The sequence below is a fragment of the Streptomyces sp. CRCS-T-1 genome (assembly GCF_024442335.1).
Taxonomy (GTDB): domain Bacteria; phylum Actinomycetota; class Actinomycetes; order Streptomycetales; family Streptomycetaceae; genus Streptomyces; species Streptomyces koelreuteriae.
Genome location: NZ_CP101651.1, coordinates 3,643,287 through 3,658,019 on the forward strand (window position 1 = coordinate 3,643,287; position 14,733 = coordinate 3,658,019).

The window sequence follows — 14,733 nt, forward strand, 5'->3', positions numbered from 1 at the left end:
GGCCTACTGTCGCGGAGAATGCCCAGACTAAGGAGGAGCCAGTGAAAGGAATTGTGCTGGCAGGCGGCTATGGCAGCCGTTTACACCCGATCACCCTGGCTGTTTCGAAGCAGTTGCTTCCCGTCAACGACAAGCCGTTGATCTACTACCCTCTGTCGGCGCTGATGCTGGCCGACGTCCGGGACATCCTCATCATCGCCCTGCCCGGCGACATCCCTCAGCTGCGCCAACTGCTGGGCGACGGCAGCCACTTGGGGATCTCCCTGACCTACGCCGAACAGCCCGTTCCCAATGGACTGGCGCAGGCGTTCCTCACCGGGGCCGACCACATCGGCGACGACTCGGTCGCCCTCGTCCTCGGTGACAACATCTTCCACGGAAACGGTTTCTACGATCTCCTGGACGTGCACTCCCGGGACCTCGACGGCTGTGTCCTCTTCGGATATCCGGTCACCGATCCCGAGCGCTACGGCGTGGGCGAGGTCGACGAATCAGGCCGGCTCGTCTCCCTGGAGGAGAAGCCCGAAAAACCCCGCTCGAATCTCGCCATCACCGGGCTCTATCTCTACGACAACGACGTCGTGGAGATCGCCCGCGGAATACGCCCGTCGGCCCGCGGCGAACTGGAAATCACCGACGTCAACCGGACCTATCTCGAACAGGGCCGAGCCAAACTCGTCACCTTCGGCCGCGGTTTCGCCTGGCTCGACGCCGGCACCCCGCAGTCCCTCCTCCAGGCCGGCCAGTACGTCCAGACCCTGGAGGACCGCCAGGGCGTCCGCATCGCCTGTCTCGAAGAAGTCGCCCTGCGCATGGGCTTCATCGACGCCGACGCCTGCCACCGCCTCGGGGCGAAACTGTCCCGCTCGGGATACGGCGAGTACGTCATGGCGGTGGCGAACGAACTGAGCGTGTGACCGACCCGGGGCGACAGCTCTGGATCCGGTCAGGGCCGGGGGCGCTGCCCCCGGCCTGATCTCGTCCCGGCCTCTCACTCCCCATCGAGCAGGGCCAGTTGCTCATCGTCGAGGGCGATCTCCCCCGCCGCCATGTTGGCCCGCAGATGGGACAAGGAAGCCGTGCCCGGGATGGGCAGCAGAGCCGGGGAGCGGTGGAGCAGCCAGGCGAGGGCCACTTGGGTCGTGGTCGCACCCGTCTGCTTCGCCACCCGGGCGAGGGCGCTGTCGGGGGCCGGCCGGGCTGTACCGGCGAGCGGCTTCCAGGCGATGAAGGCGATGCCCTCGCGTTCGCAGTGGTCGAGTTCCTTCTCGTAGCGCCGGTCGTAGAGGTTGTACTTGTTCTGGACGCTCACGATGCGGGCCACGGCGCGGGCCTGCTCGATCTGTTCCACCGTCACCTCGGAGAGGCCGATGTGGCGGATCTTCCCCTCGTCCTGGAGCTGTTTCAGCGCCCCGACCTGGTCCTCCAGCGGCACCTGGGGATCGACCCGGTGCAGCTGGAAGAGCTCGATGCGCTCCAGCCGCAGTCGGCGCAGGCTCAACTCCGCTTGCTGGCGGAGGTAGTCGGGGCGGCCCAGCACCCGCCACTGGTGGGGGCTGGGCCGGACCTCACCGGCCTTGGTGGAGACGACCAGGCCCGGCGCGTAGGGGTGGAGCGCCGACGCGAGCAACTCCTCGTTGGCGCCGAGCCCGTAGACGTCGGCGGTGTCGATGAACGTCGCGCCGAGTTCCACCGCGCACCGTGCCACCTCGGCGGCCTTGTCCGGCCGGGTCGGCGGGCCCCAGTGGTGGGGTCCCGTCAGCCGGAGCGCCCCGAAGCCGAGCCGGCCCACGGTGAGGTCGCCTCCCAGGGTGATGTGTGTACCGACGGCTCGGCCGGGTCGCACGGTGACGGTTTCCTTTCAGCCGGGGATCAGGGAAGCCGGACGGAGAGCGGGTGCTGGAAGACGCCGCGGGGGTCGTACTTCGCCTTGACCTTCTGCAGGCGGCGGTATCCGTCCTTGTAGTAGAGGGTGTGCCAGGGCACGTCCGAGGTGTTCCAGCGCGGATCGGCCAGGTCGGTGTCGGGATAGTTGATGTAGCAGCCGTCGTGGTCGTCGTTCGGCACGGGCACTCCGCCGGTGTCGCGGAACACGTCCCGGTACAGCTCGCGGATCCAGTTCAGGTGCACGTCGTCGAGGCCCGGATCCATCCAGGTCGCGGAGAACCACGCCTTGAGGATCGAGTCCCGCTGCGGCACCGCGGTGGCCCCGGGCGCCACGGTGTTGACCTTCCCCCCGTACGAGTAGAGGTCCACGGCGCCCCACCCCTCGAACGCCGGGTCGGTCAGATGCTTGTGGACGGTCTTGATGCGCTCGGGCGTCCAGGACCGCCTGAGATAGGCGCTCTTCGACTTGTGCCGGTCGTACCCGCCGGTGTCGAACCGTGCCCCGAGGGTCGCCTGGAGCCAGAGGTCGTCGGTGTGCTCGACGGCCGGCTCCAGTCCGGTCCCCGCGTTGACGGCGGCGACGTACCGCTCGATCAGCTCGGCCGCGTCCGCCCGCCCGCCGTCGAAGCGGATGTCCAGGGAGATGGAGCCGATCGCGTGGGTGTTGAGGTGCAGGGTGCTGTAGAGGCTGCCGTAGCGGGCGTCGGCGTGGTTCTGCTCGTACCACTTGCTGAAGTTGGTGACGAGCCGGGTGAACTTGGCCAGGTCGAGATCGGCCCACGACCAGGTCACATAGGTGGAGCGCAGCCGGGTGGGCGGCTTGGGCAGCAGGCCCGCGGGGTCGTCGCCCGAGGCGCCGGGCGTACGGAACAGATAGCGGGTGACGATGCCGAAGTTGCCGCCGCCGCCCCCGGTGTGCGCCCACCACAGGTCGTGGTGGGGATCGTCCCGCTCACGGGTGGCGGTGAGGGTGCGGGCCTTGCCGTTGGCGTCCACCACCACGACCTCGACGCCGTACAGATGGTCGACGACCGTGCCGTCACGACGGGTCAGCGGCCCGTATCCGCCACCGGCGACATGCCCGCCGGCCCCGACCTGCGGGCAGACCCCGGCGGGCAGGGTCACACCGTAGTCGTAGAACAGCGTGCGGTAGACCTCGCCCAGGGTCGCCGCGGGCTGTACGGCGAACGCCCGGTGCTCCTTGTCGAAGTAGACCGCGCGCATGGGCGAGGTGTCGATGAGCACGCGCACGTCGCGGTGGTCGGCGAAGTTCTCGAAGCAGTGCCCGCCGCTGCGGACCGCGATCCGCTTCCCGGCCGCCACGGCGTCCGTGACGACCTGGTCGATCTGCTTCGGCGTGTGGACCACGTGCACCAGGTCCGGCGCCCCGACGAAGCGGGCGTTGAATCCCCTGCTGACCAGTTCGCCGTACCGCGGGTCGGCGGCGGCGACCGTCGTGACCGGCGACTCCGGCACGCACACATTGGCCCTGGCCCTGGCCCGCGCGGCCTCGGCCGGTGCCGCGGCGGCCCCCGTGGTGGCGACCGCCGCGGCACCGGCCCCGGTCGTTCTCAGAAATCCGCGACGACTGAATCCGCCCATGGCACAACACCCAACCCTTCGATGAGAAACGAGTGGGTGGAACGGCACGATGACGCGTCCCCCCTCACGGCACGGCCCCCTGCCGTCCGCGCGCGGGACCCGGGTCGAACCGGGTCCTCGACCGACGCGCACTCCCCCGAGCATCGCCGTAGCCGCCGCCTCACCTTCAGGCGTCGGACACCCCTCAGTCCTGTGCGGGCTCCTGTGGCTCCAGCACGATGACGGGGATCTTCCGGTCGGTCTTCTTCCGGTAGCTCTTGTACTGCGGAAAAATCACGGTCATCGCCTCCCACAGGCGATCCCGTTCCCCCTCTTCCGCCTCCCTGGCGACCGCCTCGAACGTGTCCGCGGCCACCTGCACTCGCACCCGCGGCTCCGCCAGCAGGTTGAGATACCAGTGAGGATGATGGTCGGATCCGCCGTTGGACCCGACCACGACGTAGTTGCCCTGATCCTCCCCGTAGATCAGTCCGGTCCGCCGCAGCGCCCCCGAGCTGCGTCCCCGCGTGGTCAGCAGCAGCGTGGGCTTGCCGTACCAGATGTGCCCCTTCGAACCCTCGCTGGCCACGTATCGACGCACATGCGTAGCGACCCAGCCGGTCGGGCTGTCGAGCACCTCGTCCTGTTCGTGCATGCACTCACTCCGTCCGTCGGTGGGCACAACGTACCACCGGATACTCCAATTTGAGTATCACCCAGCACTCCCCCTCAAATCACGTGATTCGAGGGGGAGTTGTGCTGAGCAACTGCTTCCGGCTGCCCTGACGGACGCGGTAAGAGCATGCTGCGCCGGGGCGGCCTCACGCAACGAGTTCCGGACACCGGCCGTCGCTCTCGACCACGTCTCGAGTCGGCCTCGACCGGCCGCCGGGCGCCGTGCGGACGGGCTCTAGAAGGGGAACCCGCTGCGTCCGTGCTGCACCGAGATCCACTTGGTCGTGGTGAAGGAGTCCAGCATGGTGTCGCCGTTGAGCCGGCCGATGCCCGAGTGCTTCTCGCCACCGAAGGGGACGATCGGCTCGTCGTGGACGGTGCCGTCGTTCACATGGAACATGCCCGTGTCGATCTGCTGGGCGAACGCGACGCCCCGCTCGATGTTCCCGGTGTGGACGGCACCGCTCAGGCCGTACGGGGTGTCGTTGACGAGGCGTACGGCCTCCTCCTCGCCGTCGAACGGGACGAGGAACGCGACCGGGCCGAAGACCTCCTGCTTCAGCAGGGCAGAGTCGGCCGGCACATCGGTCAGCACGGACGGCTCGACCAGGTTGTCGGTGCGCCCGCCGCGCACCAGGGCCGTGGCGCCCTCGGCGAGGGCCTGCTCGACCACGCCGGAGACGGCGTCCGCCTGCGAGGAGTTGATGACCGGGCCGATGACGGTCTCGGGGTCGCGCGGGTCGCCCGCCTTGAGGGTCTTCACCTTGGCGACGAACTTCTCGGTGAACTCGTCCGCGACCGACCGGTCGACCAGCACACGGTTGGCGGCCATGCAGACCTGGCCCTGATGGACGTACCGGCTGAAGACGGCCGCGTCCACCGCGTAGTCGATGTCGGCGTCGTCGAGGACCACCAGCGCGCTGTTGCCGCCCAGTTCGAGCACGGAGCGCTTGAACAGCCGGGCGCAGACGGTCGCCACGTGCCGGCCGACCGCGTCGGAGCCGGTGAAGGAGATGACCTTGGGGACCGGGTGCTCGATGAAGGCGTCGCCGATCTCCGCGATGTCGGTGATGACGACGTTCAGCAGACCGCCGGGCAGCCCCGCGTCCTCGAAGATCTTCGCGACCAGGGAACCGCCGACGATCGGGGTGTTCTGGTGCGGCTTCAGCACCACGGCGTTGCCGAGCGCGAGCGCCGGGGCGACGGACTTCAGCGACAGCAGGAAGGGGAAGTTGAAGGGGCTGATCACGCCCACGACACCGACCGGCACGCGGTAGACGCGGTTCTCCTTGCCGTCCACCGGCGAGGGGATGATCCGGCCCTCGGGGCGCAGCGCCAGATGGACCGCCTCGCGCAGGAACTCCTTGGCGAGGTGCAGCTCGAAGGCGGCCTTCAGCCGGGTGCCGCCGAGCTCGGCGATGATGGCCTCGGAGATCTCCGCCTCGCGCTCCTCGATCAGGCGCAGGGCCTTCTCGAAGACGCCGCGGCGGGCGTACGGATTGGTCGCCGCCCACTGCTTCTGGGCCCGGGCCGCGGCCCGGTACGCCTGATCGACCTCGTCAACCGTGGCTATGGTGATCGACGCGAGCTTCTCGTCGTCGTACGGATTGAAGTCGATGATGTCCCAGGAGCCGGTACCCGGGCGCCACTCACCGTCGATGTACTGCTGTGCAAGGTCGGTGAAGTAGGACGACGACATGTGATCCCTCGATCCCTAAGCAGACCTCTGATCGCTTCTTCACGATCTGATCACACGTCATCGTACTTGCGTTTGAAGCGAGTTGGAGGAGTCCTTCAGGAGAGTTGAGGAACCTTCAGGAAAGCTGCCCCTTCAGGAAAGCTGGAGGAGCCCCCGGAGAAGATCCCGGCTCTCCGAAGGGCCCGGGCTGTCGCTCTGGAGTTCCTTGAGCGCCTTCTCGTACTGGGCGACGTCCTCCGCCTTGTCGAGGTACAGCGCGCTGGTGAGCTGCTCCAGATAGACGACGTCCGAGAGGTCGGACTCCGGGAAGCTGAGGATCGTGAACGCGCCACTTTCGCCGGAGTGGCCGCCGAGGCTGAACGGCATGACCTGGAGCCGCACATTGGGCCGCTCGGAGATGTCGATGAGGTGCTGGAGCTGGCCGCGCATCACCTCGCGGTCGCCGTAGGGGCGGCGCAGGGCGGCCTCGTCCAGGATGATGTGGAAGTCGGGAGCCCGCTCGTCGACGAGGTACTTCTGCCGCTCCAGACGCAGCGCCACCCGCCGTTCGACGTCGGCCTCGCTCGCGCCCTGCATGCCCCGCCGGACCACCGCGTGCGCGTACGCCTCGGTCTGCAGCAGGCCGTGCACGAACTGCACCTCGTACGCCCGGATCAGGGAAGCGGCGCCCTCCAGGCCGACGTAGGTCGGGAACCAGCTGGGCAGCACGTCCGAGTAACTGTGCCACCAGCCCGCGACATTGGCTTCCTTCGCCAGGGACAGCAGGGAGGCGCGCTCCTGCTCGTCCGTGATGCCGTACAGCGTGAGCAGGTCCTCGACGTCCCTCGTCTTGAAGCTCACCCGGCCCAGCTCCATCCGGCTGATCTTCGACTCGGAGGCGCGGATCGAATATCCCGCCGCCTCGCGCGTGATGCCCCGCGCCTCACGCAGACGCCTGAGTTGTGATCCGAGCAGCATGCGCCGCACCACCGATCCCGGCTCTCCCGCGCTCACGTTCGCCAGCCTCCCCAACGTCTTCAGGGGCCGAAGTCTGCCACTAAAACACTCCGAGCAGTACTCGTCCGGTTACGGAAACGGAATCGCATCGGAGAACGCACGCGCGCGCATGCAAGAAGAAGGTGAAGGAACGACCGGAGCAAGGCGCCAAGTTGACGGAAAAATTGACCAACAAGCGGTACGGGACGGCTCATTCCGGTCACCTGCACGTGCATCTGCCCTTGCATCTGCTGAACGCATCCGAAACCATGGTCCCGCACCACCGCCGCATCGCACCGACCGCGAATTCCCGGGAGTGCCTCGCATGGGGACGAATGGATCAACCATGCTCGAGCCGTTACGGCAGGGCCTTCCGCCGCTTGATCCAGCGGCCGTGTCCGACGCCGCCTCCTGCGCTCTGCCCGCCCGCTACGAAGCGGTGCGCGACGCACGGCGATTCACCCGCGGAACCCTCGACCAGTGGGACATGGGCGACCGCTTCGACGACGTCTGCCTGGTGGTCTCAGAACTCGTCACCAACGCCCTGCGGCACGGCCTGCCGGCCAACACCGCGTGCGCCGCGGGCCGGGAGCCCCCGGTGCGGCTGCACCTGATGCGCTGGACCGAGCGTCTGGTGTGCGCGGTACGCGATCCCAGTCACGACAGTCCCGTCGCCCGGGAGACCGACGACTTCTCGGCCGAGTCGGGCCGCGGGCTGTTCCTCGTCGACTCCTTCAGCGACAGCTGGGGCTGGCACCCGCTCGCGGGCGCCCTCAGCGGCAAGGTGGTCTGGGCGCTGTTCCGGCTGCCGCGAGCCGGCAGCGAATAAGAAACCGCGGCGCTTCCTGGCGCCGCGGTTCTACGCGCGTTACAGCGGGTGGATTTCCGATTACCCCCGGTTTATAGGGGGTTCGCCGACGCGTCAGCCGCCCACGAGGTGGTCGAACTCGCCGTCCTTCACACCCAGCAGCATCGCCTCGATCTCCGCACGGGTGTAGACCAGCGCGGGTCCGTCGGGGAAGCGCGAGTTGCGTACGGCCACCTCCCCGCCCGGGAGCCGGGCGAACTCCACGCACGAGCCCTGCGAGTTGCTGTGCCGGCTCTTCTGCCAGGCCACACCGTTCAGCCCGGCGGCCGCCATCCCGTTGTACACGTCGTGGTCCACAGGTCGCTCCCCGGTGGTGCACTGGCTTATGTGGCCATTGATGCAGTGGTCAACTGACCCGGATCATAGCCCTGTTCATGTGCGGATGCATGAGCAGATGCACGTGCACGCGGGGTGGTCCTGCGGTTACAGCTTTGACGACCGCTTTACCGAAGCCCTCGCATGTTTGACGGCCCTGCCTTCTCGCGCGTTCCCCGAGGCAGACGGGGAAGTCGGCGGGTTCGGCGGAGGTCCGGTGGAGGCGGAGCATCCGCTCGGCGGCGGAGCCGGAGGGTCCCGCGGGGGCCGCGGCCGAGAAGAGGGAGCTGGCGGCGGGCGGCCCGGGGACCGGGCGGCAGCGGGCCGGGCTCGATGCGGAAGACGACCGTGACCTGCGGGAGCAGGGAGAAATGGGCCGCTCGCAGGACCGGGACGTCGTCCTGCGGGCCGGTGTCCCGCTCGCCTCATCGGCGGATACGCGGTCGGCCGATGAGGCCCTCACGGTCCGCCCGGCGTGCGCCTGTCGAAGGCCCGGAGCACAGGCATGATGTCCCCCACACGTCAAGCGTGGGGAACCTCACCCGGGCCGGATCTCAGCGGGAGGCGTACGGCAGCAGCGCCATCTCGCGCGCGTTCTTGATCGCCTTGGCGAGCTGCCGCTGCTGCTGCGACGACACCCGGGTGACCCGGCGGCTGCGGATCTTGCCGCGGTCGGAGACGAACTTCCGCAGCAGGTCGGTGTCCTTGTAGTCGATGTACGTGATCCCGGCCTGGTCCAGCGGATTGGGACGGTTCTTGGCGGGGAGCCTGCGGTCGGACGTGCGGGGCATCGGGGATCAGACCTCCAGGAGGGTGTCGAAGGCGTGCGGCAGCCGCTGCCAGGCGTCGCGCCCGGCGGCGTACTCGGCGTCGGTCAGCAGGCAGGACTCCAGCAGCCGCTCCAGGCCGTCCCGGTCGAGGCCGGGCGAGGTGAAGACGAGGTGCTGGCCCCGGTCGCCGTGCTCGGGGTGCCAGTCCAGCGCGGCGGCGGCGCGGCGCACCGGCGGGACCATCTCCCAGGCCGCGTCCGGCAGCGAGGCGAGCCAGGGACCCGCGCTCTCCACGCACAGGGCCCCGCCCGCGGCGTCCCAGTGGAACAGCGTGTCGGTCTTGTCGGCGAGCCAGAACCGGCCCCGGCTGCGGGCCGCCGCGCAGGTCAGGTCCTCCAGTGCGGCGTAGAGCCGCTCGGGGTGGAAGGGGCGGCACCGGTGCCAGACCAGGGTGGAGACGCCGTGCGCGTCGGCCTCGGCGGGCAGCAGGGCGCAGGCGGGGTGCTGGGCGGCGGCCGCGGCCTCCACGTCGAAGCCGGCCAGGGCCGCCTCGGCCAGCGGCGACCGCGGGCGCCGGCGCGGGGCGGGCACCGTCAGTCCGTCGTCGGCCGGCCCTCCCCCCGACTCCCCCTGCCCGATCGGAACCTGTCGGGCCGTCGGGTGCAGTTGCGCGAGCAGCTCGCGGTCCTCGTCGTCGGCCTCCGGGGAGTCGGCGACCGCGAGGACGGGGGCGTACTCCAGCTGGCGCGCGAAGGTGTCGGCGACCGTGCGCTGGTCGGTCGCGGCGGCGGCGAGACCGCCGTCGGCCAGGTCGTCGCCGTTGCCGAGGTACGGCAGGACCAGGGCCGGGTCGACGGCGGTGAACACACCGGTGACGGTGAGCCCGCCGGCCGTGACGACCTCGGCCATCGCCTTGGGCTCGACGGAGTCCCACAGCTCGACGACGGCCAGCGGCGTCCGCCCGGCGTCGGCGAGCCGCTCCAGCTCCGGGACCAGGTCCTCGCGCAGGGCGCAGCAGGCGCAGTCGTTGACGAGCGGCGCCTCCCCCGCGTCGAGGAGGCCGGTGGCGTCCCGCACGGTCCGTACGACCGTGCCGGCGGCGGCCGTGGCGAGGTCGTGGTGGAGGGCGACGCTGCCGGGCACGTCGGCGAGCAGCCGTGCGACGGCGGCCCTGCGGGCGTCGGCGTGCAGCCCGCCGACGAGGACGACGGACATGCCGGTGGGGTCGGTGGGGTCGGTCACCGGGTCAGCCCTTCTTTCCGTACCGGCGCTCGAAGCGCTCCACGCGCCCCGCCGTGTCCAGGACACGGGCGGTGCCGGTGTAGAAGGGGTGGCTGGCGTCGGAGATCTCGACGTCGACGACCGGGTAGGTGGCGCCGTCCTCCCACTCGATCGTCTTCTCGCCCGCCCGGGCCGAGAGGGTCGAGCGGGTGAGGAACGCGTAGTTCGCGGCGCGGTCGCGGAAGACGACGGGGCCGTACTCCGGGTGGATTCCCTCGCGCATGGTCAGCGCTCCTCTCGGAAGTCGACGTGGCGGCCGGCGACCGGATCGAACTTGCGCAGGGTCATGCGGTCCGGGTCGTTGCGGCGGTTCTTGCGGGTCACGTAGGTGTAGCCGGTTCCGGCGGTGGACCGGAGCTTGATGACCGGCCGGAGTTCGTTGCGTGCCATGCCGCTACACTACTGAAAATGAATTCCATTTACATCACGTGAGTCAGAGAGGTACGTCACCACCATGTCCGCGCACTGCATGCTGACCGGCTCGCAGCCAGGCTTCGGCAACCGCATCTCGCACTCCCACCGGCGCACGTCCCGCCGGTTCGACCCCAACATCCAGTCCAAGCGCTACTGGCTGCCGAGCGAGGGCCGGTACGTACGCCTCCGGCTGAGCGCCAGGGCGGTCAAGACCGTCGACACGATCGGCATCGAGGCGGCCGTCGCCCGGATCCGCGCCCGGGGAGTGAGGGTCTGATGGCGAAGAAGAGCAAGATCGCGAAGAACGACAAGCGCCAGGAGATCGTCGCGCGCTACGCCGCCCGTCGCGCCGAACTGAAGGAGATCGTCCGCCGCCCGTCGTCGACGGAGACGGAACGCCTCGCCGCCCAGGCGGAGTTGCGCCGGCAACCACGCGACGCGAGCGCCACCCGCGTACGCAACCGCGACCAGGTGGACGGGCGCCCGCGCGGCTACTTCCGGACGTTCGGCCTGTCCCGGGTGAGTCTGCGGGGGCAGGCGCACGCGGGGTATCTGCCGGGGGTGCGGAAGTCTTCCTGGTGAGGTGAGGTGAGGTGAGGGCGGGGGCTTGCGGGGCGGTTGTGCCGGTGAGGCGGGGCGGGAGCTTCCGCTGGGTCGGCTGTTCCGGTGAGGCCGAACGGCCGAGGGCTTCCGCTGGGGTGGTCGTCCTGGGGGGGGAGCCAGACACCAGGGCCGCTCCACGCCAGTAGGCCACCCCACTGCGAGCACCCCGGCCGCCCCCGGGCCGCCTCTCCGCCGGCGCCCGGACACTCGGCGCACCCCTCTCGGCCGGGAGGGACCGGTCGGCCGAACGCCAGCGAGGCGCCCCCTACCGGGGTAGCCCTCCTGGTACGAGCCGGACGGCGGGCGGCACCCCCGGGAGGCCGGCCGGTAGGAGCCGAGTGGGGTCGTCCCCCGGGCCTCTTGACGGGCCCTGGTAGCTTGCTTCGGTCGTTCCGGCACAGGGGTCGGCCGGGTTGCGTCCGGGCCGCCCGGCTACAGCTTGGGGGCTGCAGTGACTTCGGTGATCTTCTCTCGTCGCACGGGAGCGCGTCGACGGCTGCGGGTCGCGGCGGCGGCCGCGGGGCTGGCCGGTGCGCTCGCGCTCTCCGCGTGCAGCAGTGACAGCGGCTCGGGGGACGACTCCGCGTCCAGCCCGGCTCCGTCCGCCTCGGCGTCCGACGGCGCGGGCGACTCCGGCTCCGGTTCGGGCACCGACTCCGGCTCCGACACGCTGGCCGGCAGCTGGCTCGCGACGACCGACGGCAAGGCCGTGGCCCTGGTCATCACCGGCAAGCAGGCCGCGATCTTCGCGACCGGCGGGACCGTGTGCACCGGCACCGCGGGCGAGGAGTCCGGCATGCGGATGATCCGCCTGAAGTGCGGGGACGGCAGCAAGGACCGGACGACCGGCATGGTCGACTCCCTCGACAAGAGCAGCCTGAAGGTCACCTGGGAGGGCGGCGTCGGCGAGGAGACCTACACCAAGGCCGAGAAGGGCACGAAGCTGCCGACCGGACTGCCCACGGGCGGACTCGGGTAGGAGTGCGACTCCGCAGGGCGGCCTGCCCGGGTGCGTGAGGGTCCGTCCGTCCGAGATGATCCATCCATCGGAACCGCTCACCGCCATCACGCACCAGAGGTCCCCATGCGCACCCTTCCTCCCCTCGCCCTGGCCGCCGCCCTCGCCGGGACGCTCCTGCTGACCGCCTGCGACGACGACGGGGCCGGCGCCGACGACGTCAAGAACGCGGACCGGCCGGCCGCTTCGGCCTGCGCGCTCGGCGACATGGGCGTGCAGATCGGGGCCGGCGCCGCCCCGGCCGCCGGGGACACCGGCACCGTCACCGTGACGCTCACGAACAAGGGCGCGCAGTGCACGCTGAAGGGCTTCCCCGGCGTGGACCTGATGGCCGACGACAGCACGACGTCCGTTTCCCCGGACGAGGGCGTGAAGGCCCAGCCGCTCACGCTCGGCAAGGGCGGCACCACGTCCTTCACCATCACCTACGTCCGCGGCGAGGCGGGCTCACCCAAGAGTCTCCCCGTGCGGAAGGCGTCCTTCACCCTGCCCGGCGCCACCGAGGACGCGCACACCCTGACGTGGTCGTACGGAGAAGTCGCACGCAGGGACGGGGAGAGCGGCGCGGCCCAGGCCTCGGTGAGCGGCTTCGAGTCCTCGGGCGACTGACGGCGGCTCAGCGCAGCGGCGGCCGGTGCCCGACCTGGGCCCGGTCGGCCGCCTGCGCGCCCTCCGTCCAGCCCGCCGCGTCGCGCACACCGCGCAGGCGGGTCGTGGTGGTCTCCGGGAACATACGGTCCAGCCGTCCGGTGACCGCGACATCGCGGGAGGCCAGCACCGGCAGCAGGTCGTCGCTCACCTGGGCCTGGGCCACTTCCCCCAGCCGGGTGCCGATGCGGTGGGCGTAGGCCGCGAGGAAGGACTGCCGGAACGTCTTGGTGCGCTTGCGGCCCCCCGCGCGCTGGGCGGCCTCCGCCTTCGTCATCGCGGTCGTGGCCTGCACGAGGAGCGAGGTGTAGAGGAGTTCGACCGCCTCCAGGTCGGTCTCGAAGCCGACGACGGTGGAGAAGCCGAAGGGTTCGTTCCACACCGCCCGGCAGTGGTTGGCGGAGGCGACGGCGTCCAGCAGCACCGCCTTGGCCTGCTCGTACGGCGGTTCCACACCGATCCGGCAGGCGTCGGGGGTGTCGGGCGAGGGCGCCCGCGCGGCGAGCAGCGCCTCGTCGACGCTGTGCCGGGCCATCAGCTCCTGCGCCTTGGCGCTGAGCGCCTCCGCCTCCTCCGGGAACCCGGTGGCCTCCGCCTTGGCGAGCAGGGCGCGGATACGGGTGAGCATCCGGGACTCGGTCCTGGCCCCGCCGTTCGCCCCACCGGCCGCGTCCCCCGCCCTGTCGTCGAGGGATTCGAGGGCGGGCAGCCGCAGCAGCAGGCGGTACAGCTCCAGCACGGCGGTGGCCTGCGAGAAGCGGTCGGTGCGGGGCGGGGCATCGGCGGGGAGTTCCGCGAGCTGTGCGCTCCAGCGGCGGCCGCGGGCCCGGTCGCCGGGTGCCTGCGCCCGGATCAGCCCGGCCACGAGCAGCACATGGACGTCCTCCAGCTCGCTCCGGACGATCCGTACGACATCGGCCGGCTGCCAGCCGCGCCGCCAGGACGCCGCGACGAACTCCTCGCCGCGCCGGGCGAGTTCGGCATCGGCCGCCGGGTCGGAGGCGAGCAGGGACGCGCCGGTGTCGAGGGCCGTCTCGCCGGTCGCGTACAGGGCGGCTTCGAACGCGCGGTCGACGGTGGAGGACGTACTGCTCACGGCCCGATGGTGCCACGCATTCGACTGTCAACCCACGGTTGACACCTCTAGGAGCGCAACCTACGGTTGACAGCATGACGAAGAACCCCGACATCACGTCATCCGTGCGCCTCGACGATCTGATCGCGGCGATCAAGAAGGTTCATCAGGAACCCCTCGAACAGCTCCAGGACGCGGTGATCGCCGCCGATCACCTCGGTGAGGTGGCCGACCATCTGATCGGCCACTTCGTGGACCAGGCCCGGCGCTCGGGCGCCTCCTGGACGGACATCGGCAAGAGCATGGGGGTCACCCGGCAGGCCGCGCAGAAGCGCTTCGTGCCGAAGGAGTCGGCCGACCTCGACCCGAGCCAGGGCTTCAACCGCTACACGCCCCGCGCCCGCAACACGGTGATGGCCGCGCACAACGAGGCCAGGTCCGCGCGCAACGCCGAGGGCCTGCCCGAGCACCTCGTCCTCGGCCTGCTGGCCGAGCCGGAGGGTCTCGCCGCGAAGGCGATCACCGTCCAGGGCGTGACCCTCGACGCTCTGCGCGAGGCGGCCACGGCGGCCCTCCCGCCCGCCGTCGAGGAGGCCCCGGAGCTCGTGCCGTACGGCCAGGCCGCCAAGAAGGTCCTGGAGCTCACCTTCCGCGAGGCCCTGCGCCTCGGCCACAACTACATCGGCACCGAGCACATCCTGCTGGCCCTGCTGGAGCACGAGAACGGCGAGGGCGTCCTCAGCGGCCTCGGCATCGGCAAGGAGCCGACCGAGCAGTACGTCGTGACGGTGCTGGAGAAGATCATGCTGGCGCAGAAGGAGACACCGGACGAGTCGTGACGGGGCCCGACCAGGCCCGACGAGGCCGGACGGGGCGGCGATCGGAAGGCGGTCGGCGGGCGATCGGGAGGCGTTCGAGGGGCGG

Annotated in this window: 18 protein-coding genes; 7 read left to right on the forward strand and 11 right to left on the reverse strand. The window is 70.5% G+C overall.

What is annotated here, in order from left to right; genetic code table 11:
• Window positions 1–41: 41 nt before the first annotated feature.
• Window positions 42–917 carry a glucose-1-phosphate thymidylyltransferase RfbA gene (rfbA, locus tag NNW99_RS16285; protein WP_215119873.1) on the forward strand — a complete coding sequence of 292 codons (876 nt, stop codon included), beginning with the start codon at window positions 42–44 and terminating at the stop codon, window positions 915–917.
• A 74-nt stretch (window positions 918–991) separates the two neighbouring features.
• Here the strand turns inward: rfbA and NNW99_RS16290 are convergent, their stop codons facing one another.
• The 5 genes from NNW99_RS16290 to NNW99_RS16310 all read right to left on the reverse strand — a co-directional run bounded on the left by NNW99_RS16290 (window position 992) and on the right by NNW99_RS16310 (window position 6,799).
• Entirely contained in the window at window positions 992–1,846 is an 855-nt protein-coding gene (locus NNW99_RS16290; RefSeq protein WP_215119874.1) for an aldo/keto reductase, read from the reverse strand.
• Between the two features lie 26 nt (window positions 1,847–1,872).
• Window positions 1,873–3,489 (reverse strand): FAD-binding oxidoreductase, encoded by a 1,617-nt coding sequence (locus tag NNW99_RS16295; RefSeq protein ID WP_215119875.1) that lies wholly within the window; start codon window positions 3,487–3,489, stop codon window positions 1,873–1,875.
• Between the two features lie 184 nt (window positions 3,490–3,673).
• Window positions 3,674–4,123: a nitroreductase family deazaflavin-dependent oxidoreductase gene (locus NNW99_RS16300; RefSeq protein WP_215119876.1), complete on the reverse strand. Its 450-nt coding sequence runs from the start codon at window positions 4,121–4,123 to the stop codon at window positions 3,674–3,676.
• A 255-nt stretch (window positions 4,124–4,378) separates the two neighbouring features.
• Complete coding sequence (locus tag NNW99_RS16305) at window positions 4,379–5,842, reverse strand: aldehyde dehydrogenase family protein (protein WP_215119877.1); 1,464 nt, start codon at window positions 5,840–5,842, stop codon at window positions 4,379–4,381.
• A 132-nt stretch (window positions 5,843–5,974) separates the two neighbouring features.
• Window positions 5,975–6,799 (reverse strand): helix-turn-helix transcriptional regulator, encoded by an 825-nt coding sequence (locus tag NNW99_RS16310; RefSeq protein WP_215124307.1) that lies wholly within the window; start codon window positions 6,797–6,799, stop codon window positions 5,975–5,977.
• A gap of 343 nt (window positions 6,800–7,142) precedes the next feature.
• On the opposite strand from NNW99_RS16310, the gene NNW99_RS16315 reads away from it, so the two are divergent.
• Window positions 7,143–7,646 (forward strand): ATP-binding protein, encoded by a 504-nt coding sequence (locus tag NNW99_RS16315; protein WP_215119878.1) that lies wholly within the window; start codon window positions 7,143–7,145, stop codon window positions 7,644–7,646.
• Between the two features lie 93 nt (window positions 7,647–7,739).
• On the opposite strand, the gene NNW99_RS16320 is transcribed toward NNW99_RS16315, so the two are convergent.
• The 5 genes from NNW99_RS16320 to rpmG form a co-directional block, all read right to left on the reverse strand.
• A complete protein-coding gene (locus tag NNW99_RS16320) occupies window positions 7,740–7,958 on the reverse strand; it encodes a DUF397 domain-containing protein (protein WP_221299255.1) in 219 nt (72 codons plus the stop codon).
• 596 nt (window positions 7,959–8,554) lie between these two features.
• Window positions 8,555–8,791, reverse strand: a complete 237-nt coding sequence (gene rpsR, locus NNW99_RS16325) for a 30S ribosomal protein S18 (protein ID WP_215119879.1) — start codon at window positions 8,789–8,791, stop codon at window positions 8,555–8,557.
• Between the two features lie 6 nt (window positions 8,792–8,797).
• Window positions 8,798–9,985, reverse strand: coding sequence for a GTP-binding protein (locus tag NNW99_RS16330; RefSeq protein ID WP_215124308.1), 1,188 nt, complete (start codon window positions 9,983–9,985; stop codon window positions 8,798–8,800).
• Window positions 9,986–10,016: 31 nt separating this feature from the next.
• Entirely contained in the window at window positions 10,017–10,274 is a 258-nt protein-coding gene (locus tag NNW99_RS16335) for a type B 50S ribosomal protein L31 (protein WP_215119880.1), read from the reverse strand.
• 2 nt (window positions 10,275–10,276) lie between these two features.
• Window positions 10,277–10,441 (reverse strand): 50S ribosomal protein L33, encoded by a 165-nt coding sequence (gene rpmG / locus NNW99_RS16340; protein WP_184594658.1) that lies wholly within the window; start codon window positions 10,439–10,441, stop codon window positions 10,277–10,279.
• Between the two features lie 64 nt (window positions 10,442–10,505).
• Between rpmG and rpmB the strand changes: the two genes are divergently transcribed.
• From rpmB to NNW99_RS16360, 4 genes are all read left to right on the forward strand, one after another.
• A complete protein-coding gene (gene rpmB, locus NNW99_RS16345) occupies window positions 10,506–10,742 on the forward strand; it encodes a 50S ribosomal protein L28 (protein WP_215119881.1) in 237 nt (78 codons plus the stop codon).
• On the forward strand, window positions 10,742–11,047 hold the full coding sequence (rpsN, locus tag NNW99_RS16350; protein WP_215119882.1) for a 30S ribosomal protein S14: 306 nt from the start codon (window positions 10,742–10,744) through the stop codon (window positions 11,045–11,047). Before rpmB ends, rpsN begins: the two co-directional genes overlap by 1 nt.
• A gap of 472 nt (window positions 11,048–11,519) precedes the next feature.
• Complete coding sequence (locus NNW99_RS16355; protein ID WP_215119883.1) at window positions 11,520–12,047, forward strand: hypothetical protein; 528 nt, start codon at window positions 11,520–11,522, stop codon at window positions 12,045–12,047.
• 105 nt (window positions 12,048–12,152) lie between these two features.
• The gene (locus NNW99_RS16360; protein ID WP_215119884.1) at window positions 12,153–12,695 is read left to right on the forward strand and encodes a DUF4232 domain-containing protein; all 543 of its coding nucleotides are present in this window, start codon (window positions 12,153–12,155) and stop codon (window positions 12,693–12,695) included.
• A gap of 7 nt (window positions 12,696–12,702) precedes the next feature.
• Here NNW99_RS16360 and NNW99_RS16365 read toward each other — a convergent pair whose 3' ends face one another.
• Window positions 12,703–13,830 carry a DUF2786 domain-containing protein gene (locus NNW99_RS16365; RefSeq protein WP_215119885.1) on the reverse strand — a complete coding sequence of 376 codons (1,128 nt, stop codon included), beginning with the start codon at window positions 13,828–13,830 and terminating at the stop codon, window positions 12,703–12,705.
• Window positions 13,831–13,904: 74 nt separating this feature from the next.
• Between NNW99_RS16365 and NNW99_RS16370 the strand changes: the two genes are divergently transcribed.
• Window positions 13,905–14,648, forward strand: coding sequence for a Clp protease N-terminal domain-containing protein (locus NNW99_RS16370; protein ID WP_215119886.1), 744 nt, complete (start codon window positions 13,905–13,907; stop codon window positions 14,646–14,648).
• Window positions 14,649–14,733: the final 85 nt, after the last annotated feature.

Coding starts and splice junctions, on each gene's coding strand:
- rpmG (WP_184594658.1), bottom strand. CDS start 10,441: ATGGCACGCAACGAACTCCGGCCGGTCATCAAGCTCCGGTCCACCGCC.
- rpsN (WP_215119882.1), top strand. CDS start 10,742: ATGGCGAAGAAGAGCAAGATCGCGAAGAACGACAAGCGCCAGGAGATC.
- NNW99_RS16320 (WP_221299255.1), bottom strand. CDS start 7,958: ATGGCGGCCGCCGGGCTGAACGGTGTGGCCTGGCAGAAGAGCCGGCAC.
- rpsR (WP_215119879.1), bottom strand. CDS start 8,791: ATGCCCCGCACGTCCGACCGCAGGCTCCCCGCCAAGAACCGTCCCAAT.
- NNW99_RS16310 (WP_215124307.1), bottom strand. CDS start 6,799: ATGCTGCTCGGATCACAACTCAGGCGTCTGCGTGAGGCGCGGGGCATC.
- NNW99_RS16315 (WP_215119878.1), top strand. CDS start 7,143: ATGGGGACGAATGGATCAACCATGCTCGAGCCGTTACGGCAGGGCCTT.
- NNW99_RS16305 (WP_215119877.1), bottom strand. CDS start 5,842: ATGTCGTCGTCCTACTTCACCGACCTTGCACAGCAGTACATCGACGGT.
- NNW99_RS16295 (WP_215119875.1), bottom strand. CDS start 3,489: ATGGGCGGATTCAGTCGTCGCGGATTTCTGAGAACGACCGGGGCCGGT.
- rpmB (WP_215119881.1), top strand. CDS start 10,506: ATGTCCGCGCACTGCATGCTGACCGGCTCGCAGCCAGGCTTCGGCAAC.
- NNW99_RS16335 (WP_215119880.1), bottom strand. CDS start 10,274: ATGCGCGAGGGAATCCACCCGGAGTACGGCCCCGTCGTCTTCCGCGAC.
- NNW99_RS16370 (WP_215119886.1), top strand. CDS start 13,905: ATGACGAAGAACCCCGACATCACGTCATCCGTGCGCCTCGACGATCTG.
- NNW99_RS16330 (WP_215124308.1), bottom strand. CDS start 9,985: ATGTCCGTCGTCCTCGTCGGCGGGCTGCACGCCGACGCCCGCAGGGCC.
- NNW99_RS16360 (WP_215119884.1), top strand. CDS start 12,153: ATGCGCACCCTTCCTCCCCTCGCCCTGGCCGCCGCCCTCGCCGGGACG.
- NNW99_RS16300 (WP_215119876.1), bottom strand. CDS start 4,123: ATGCACGAACAGGACGAGGTGCTCGACAGCCCGACCGGCTGGGTCGCT.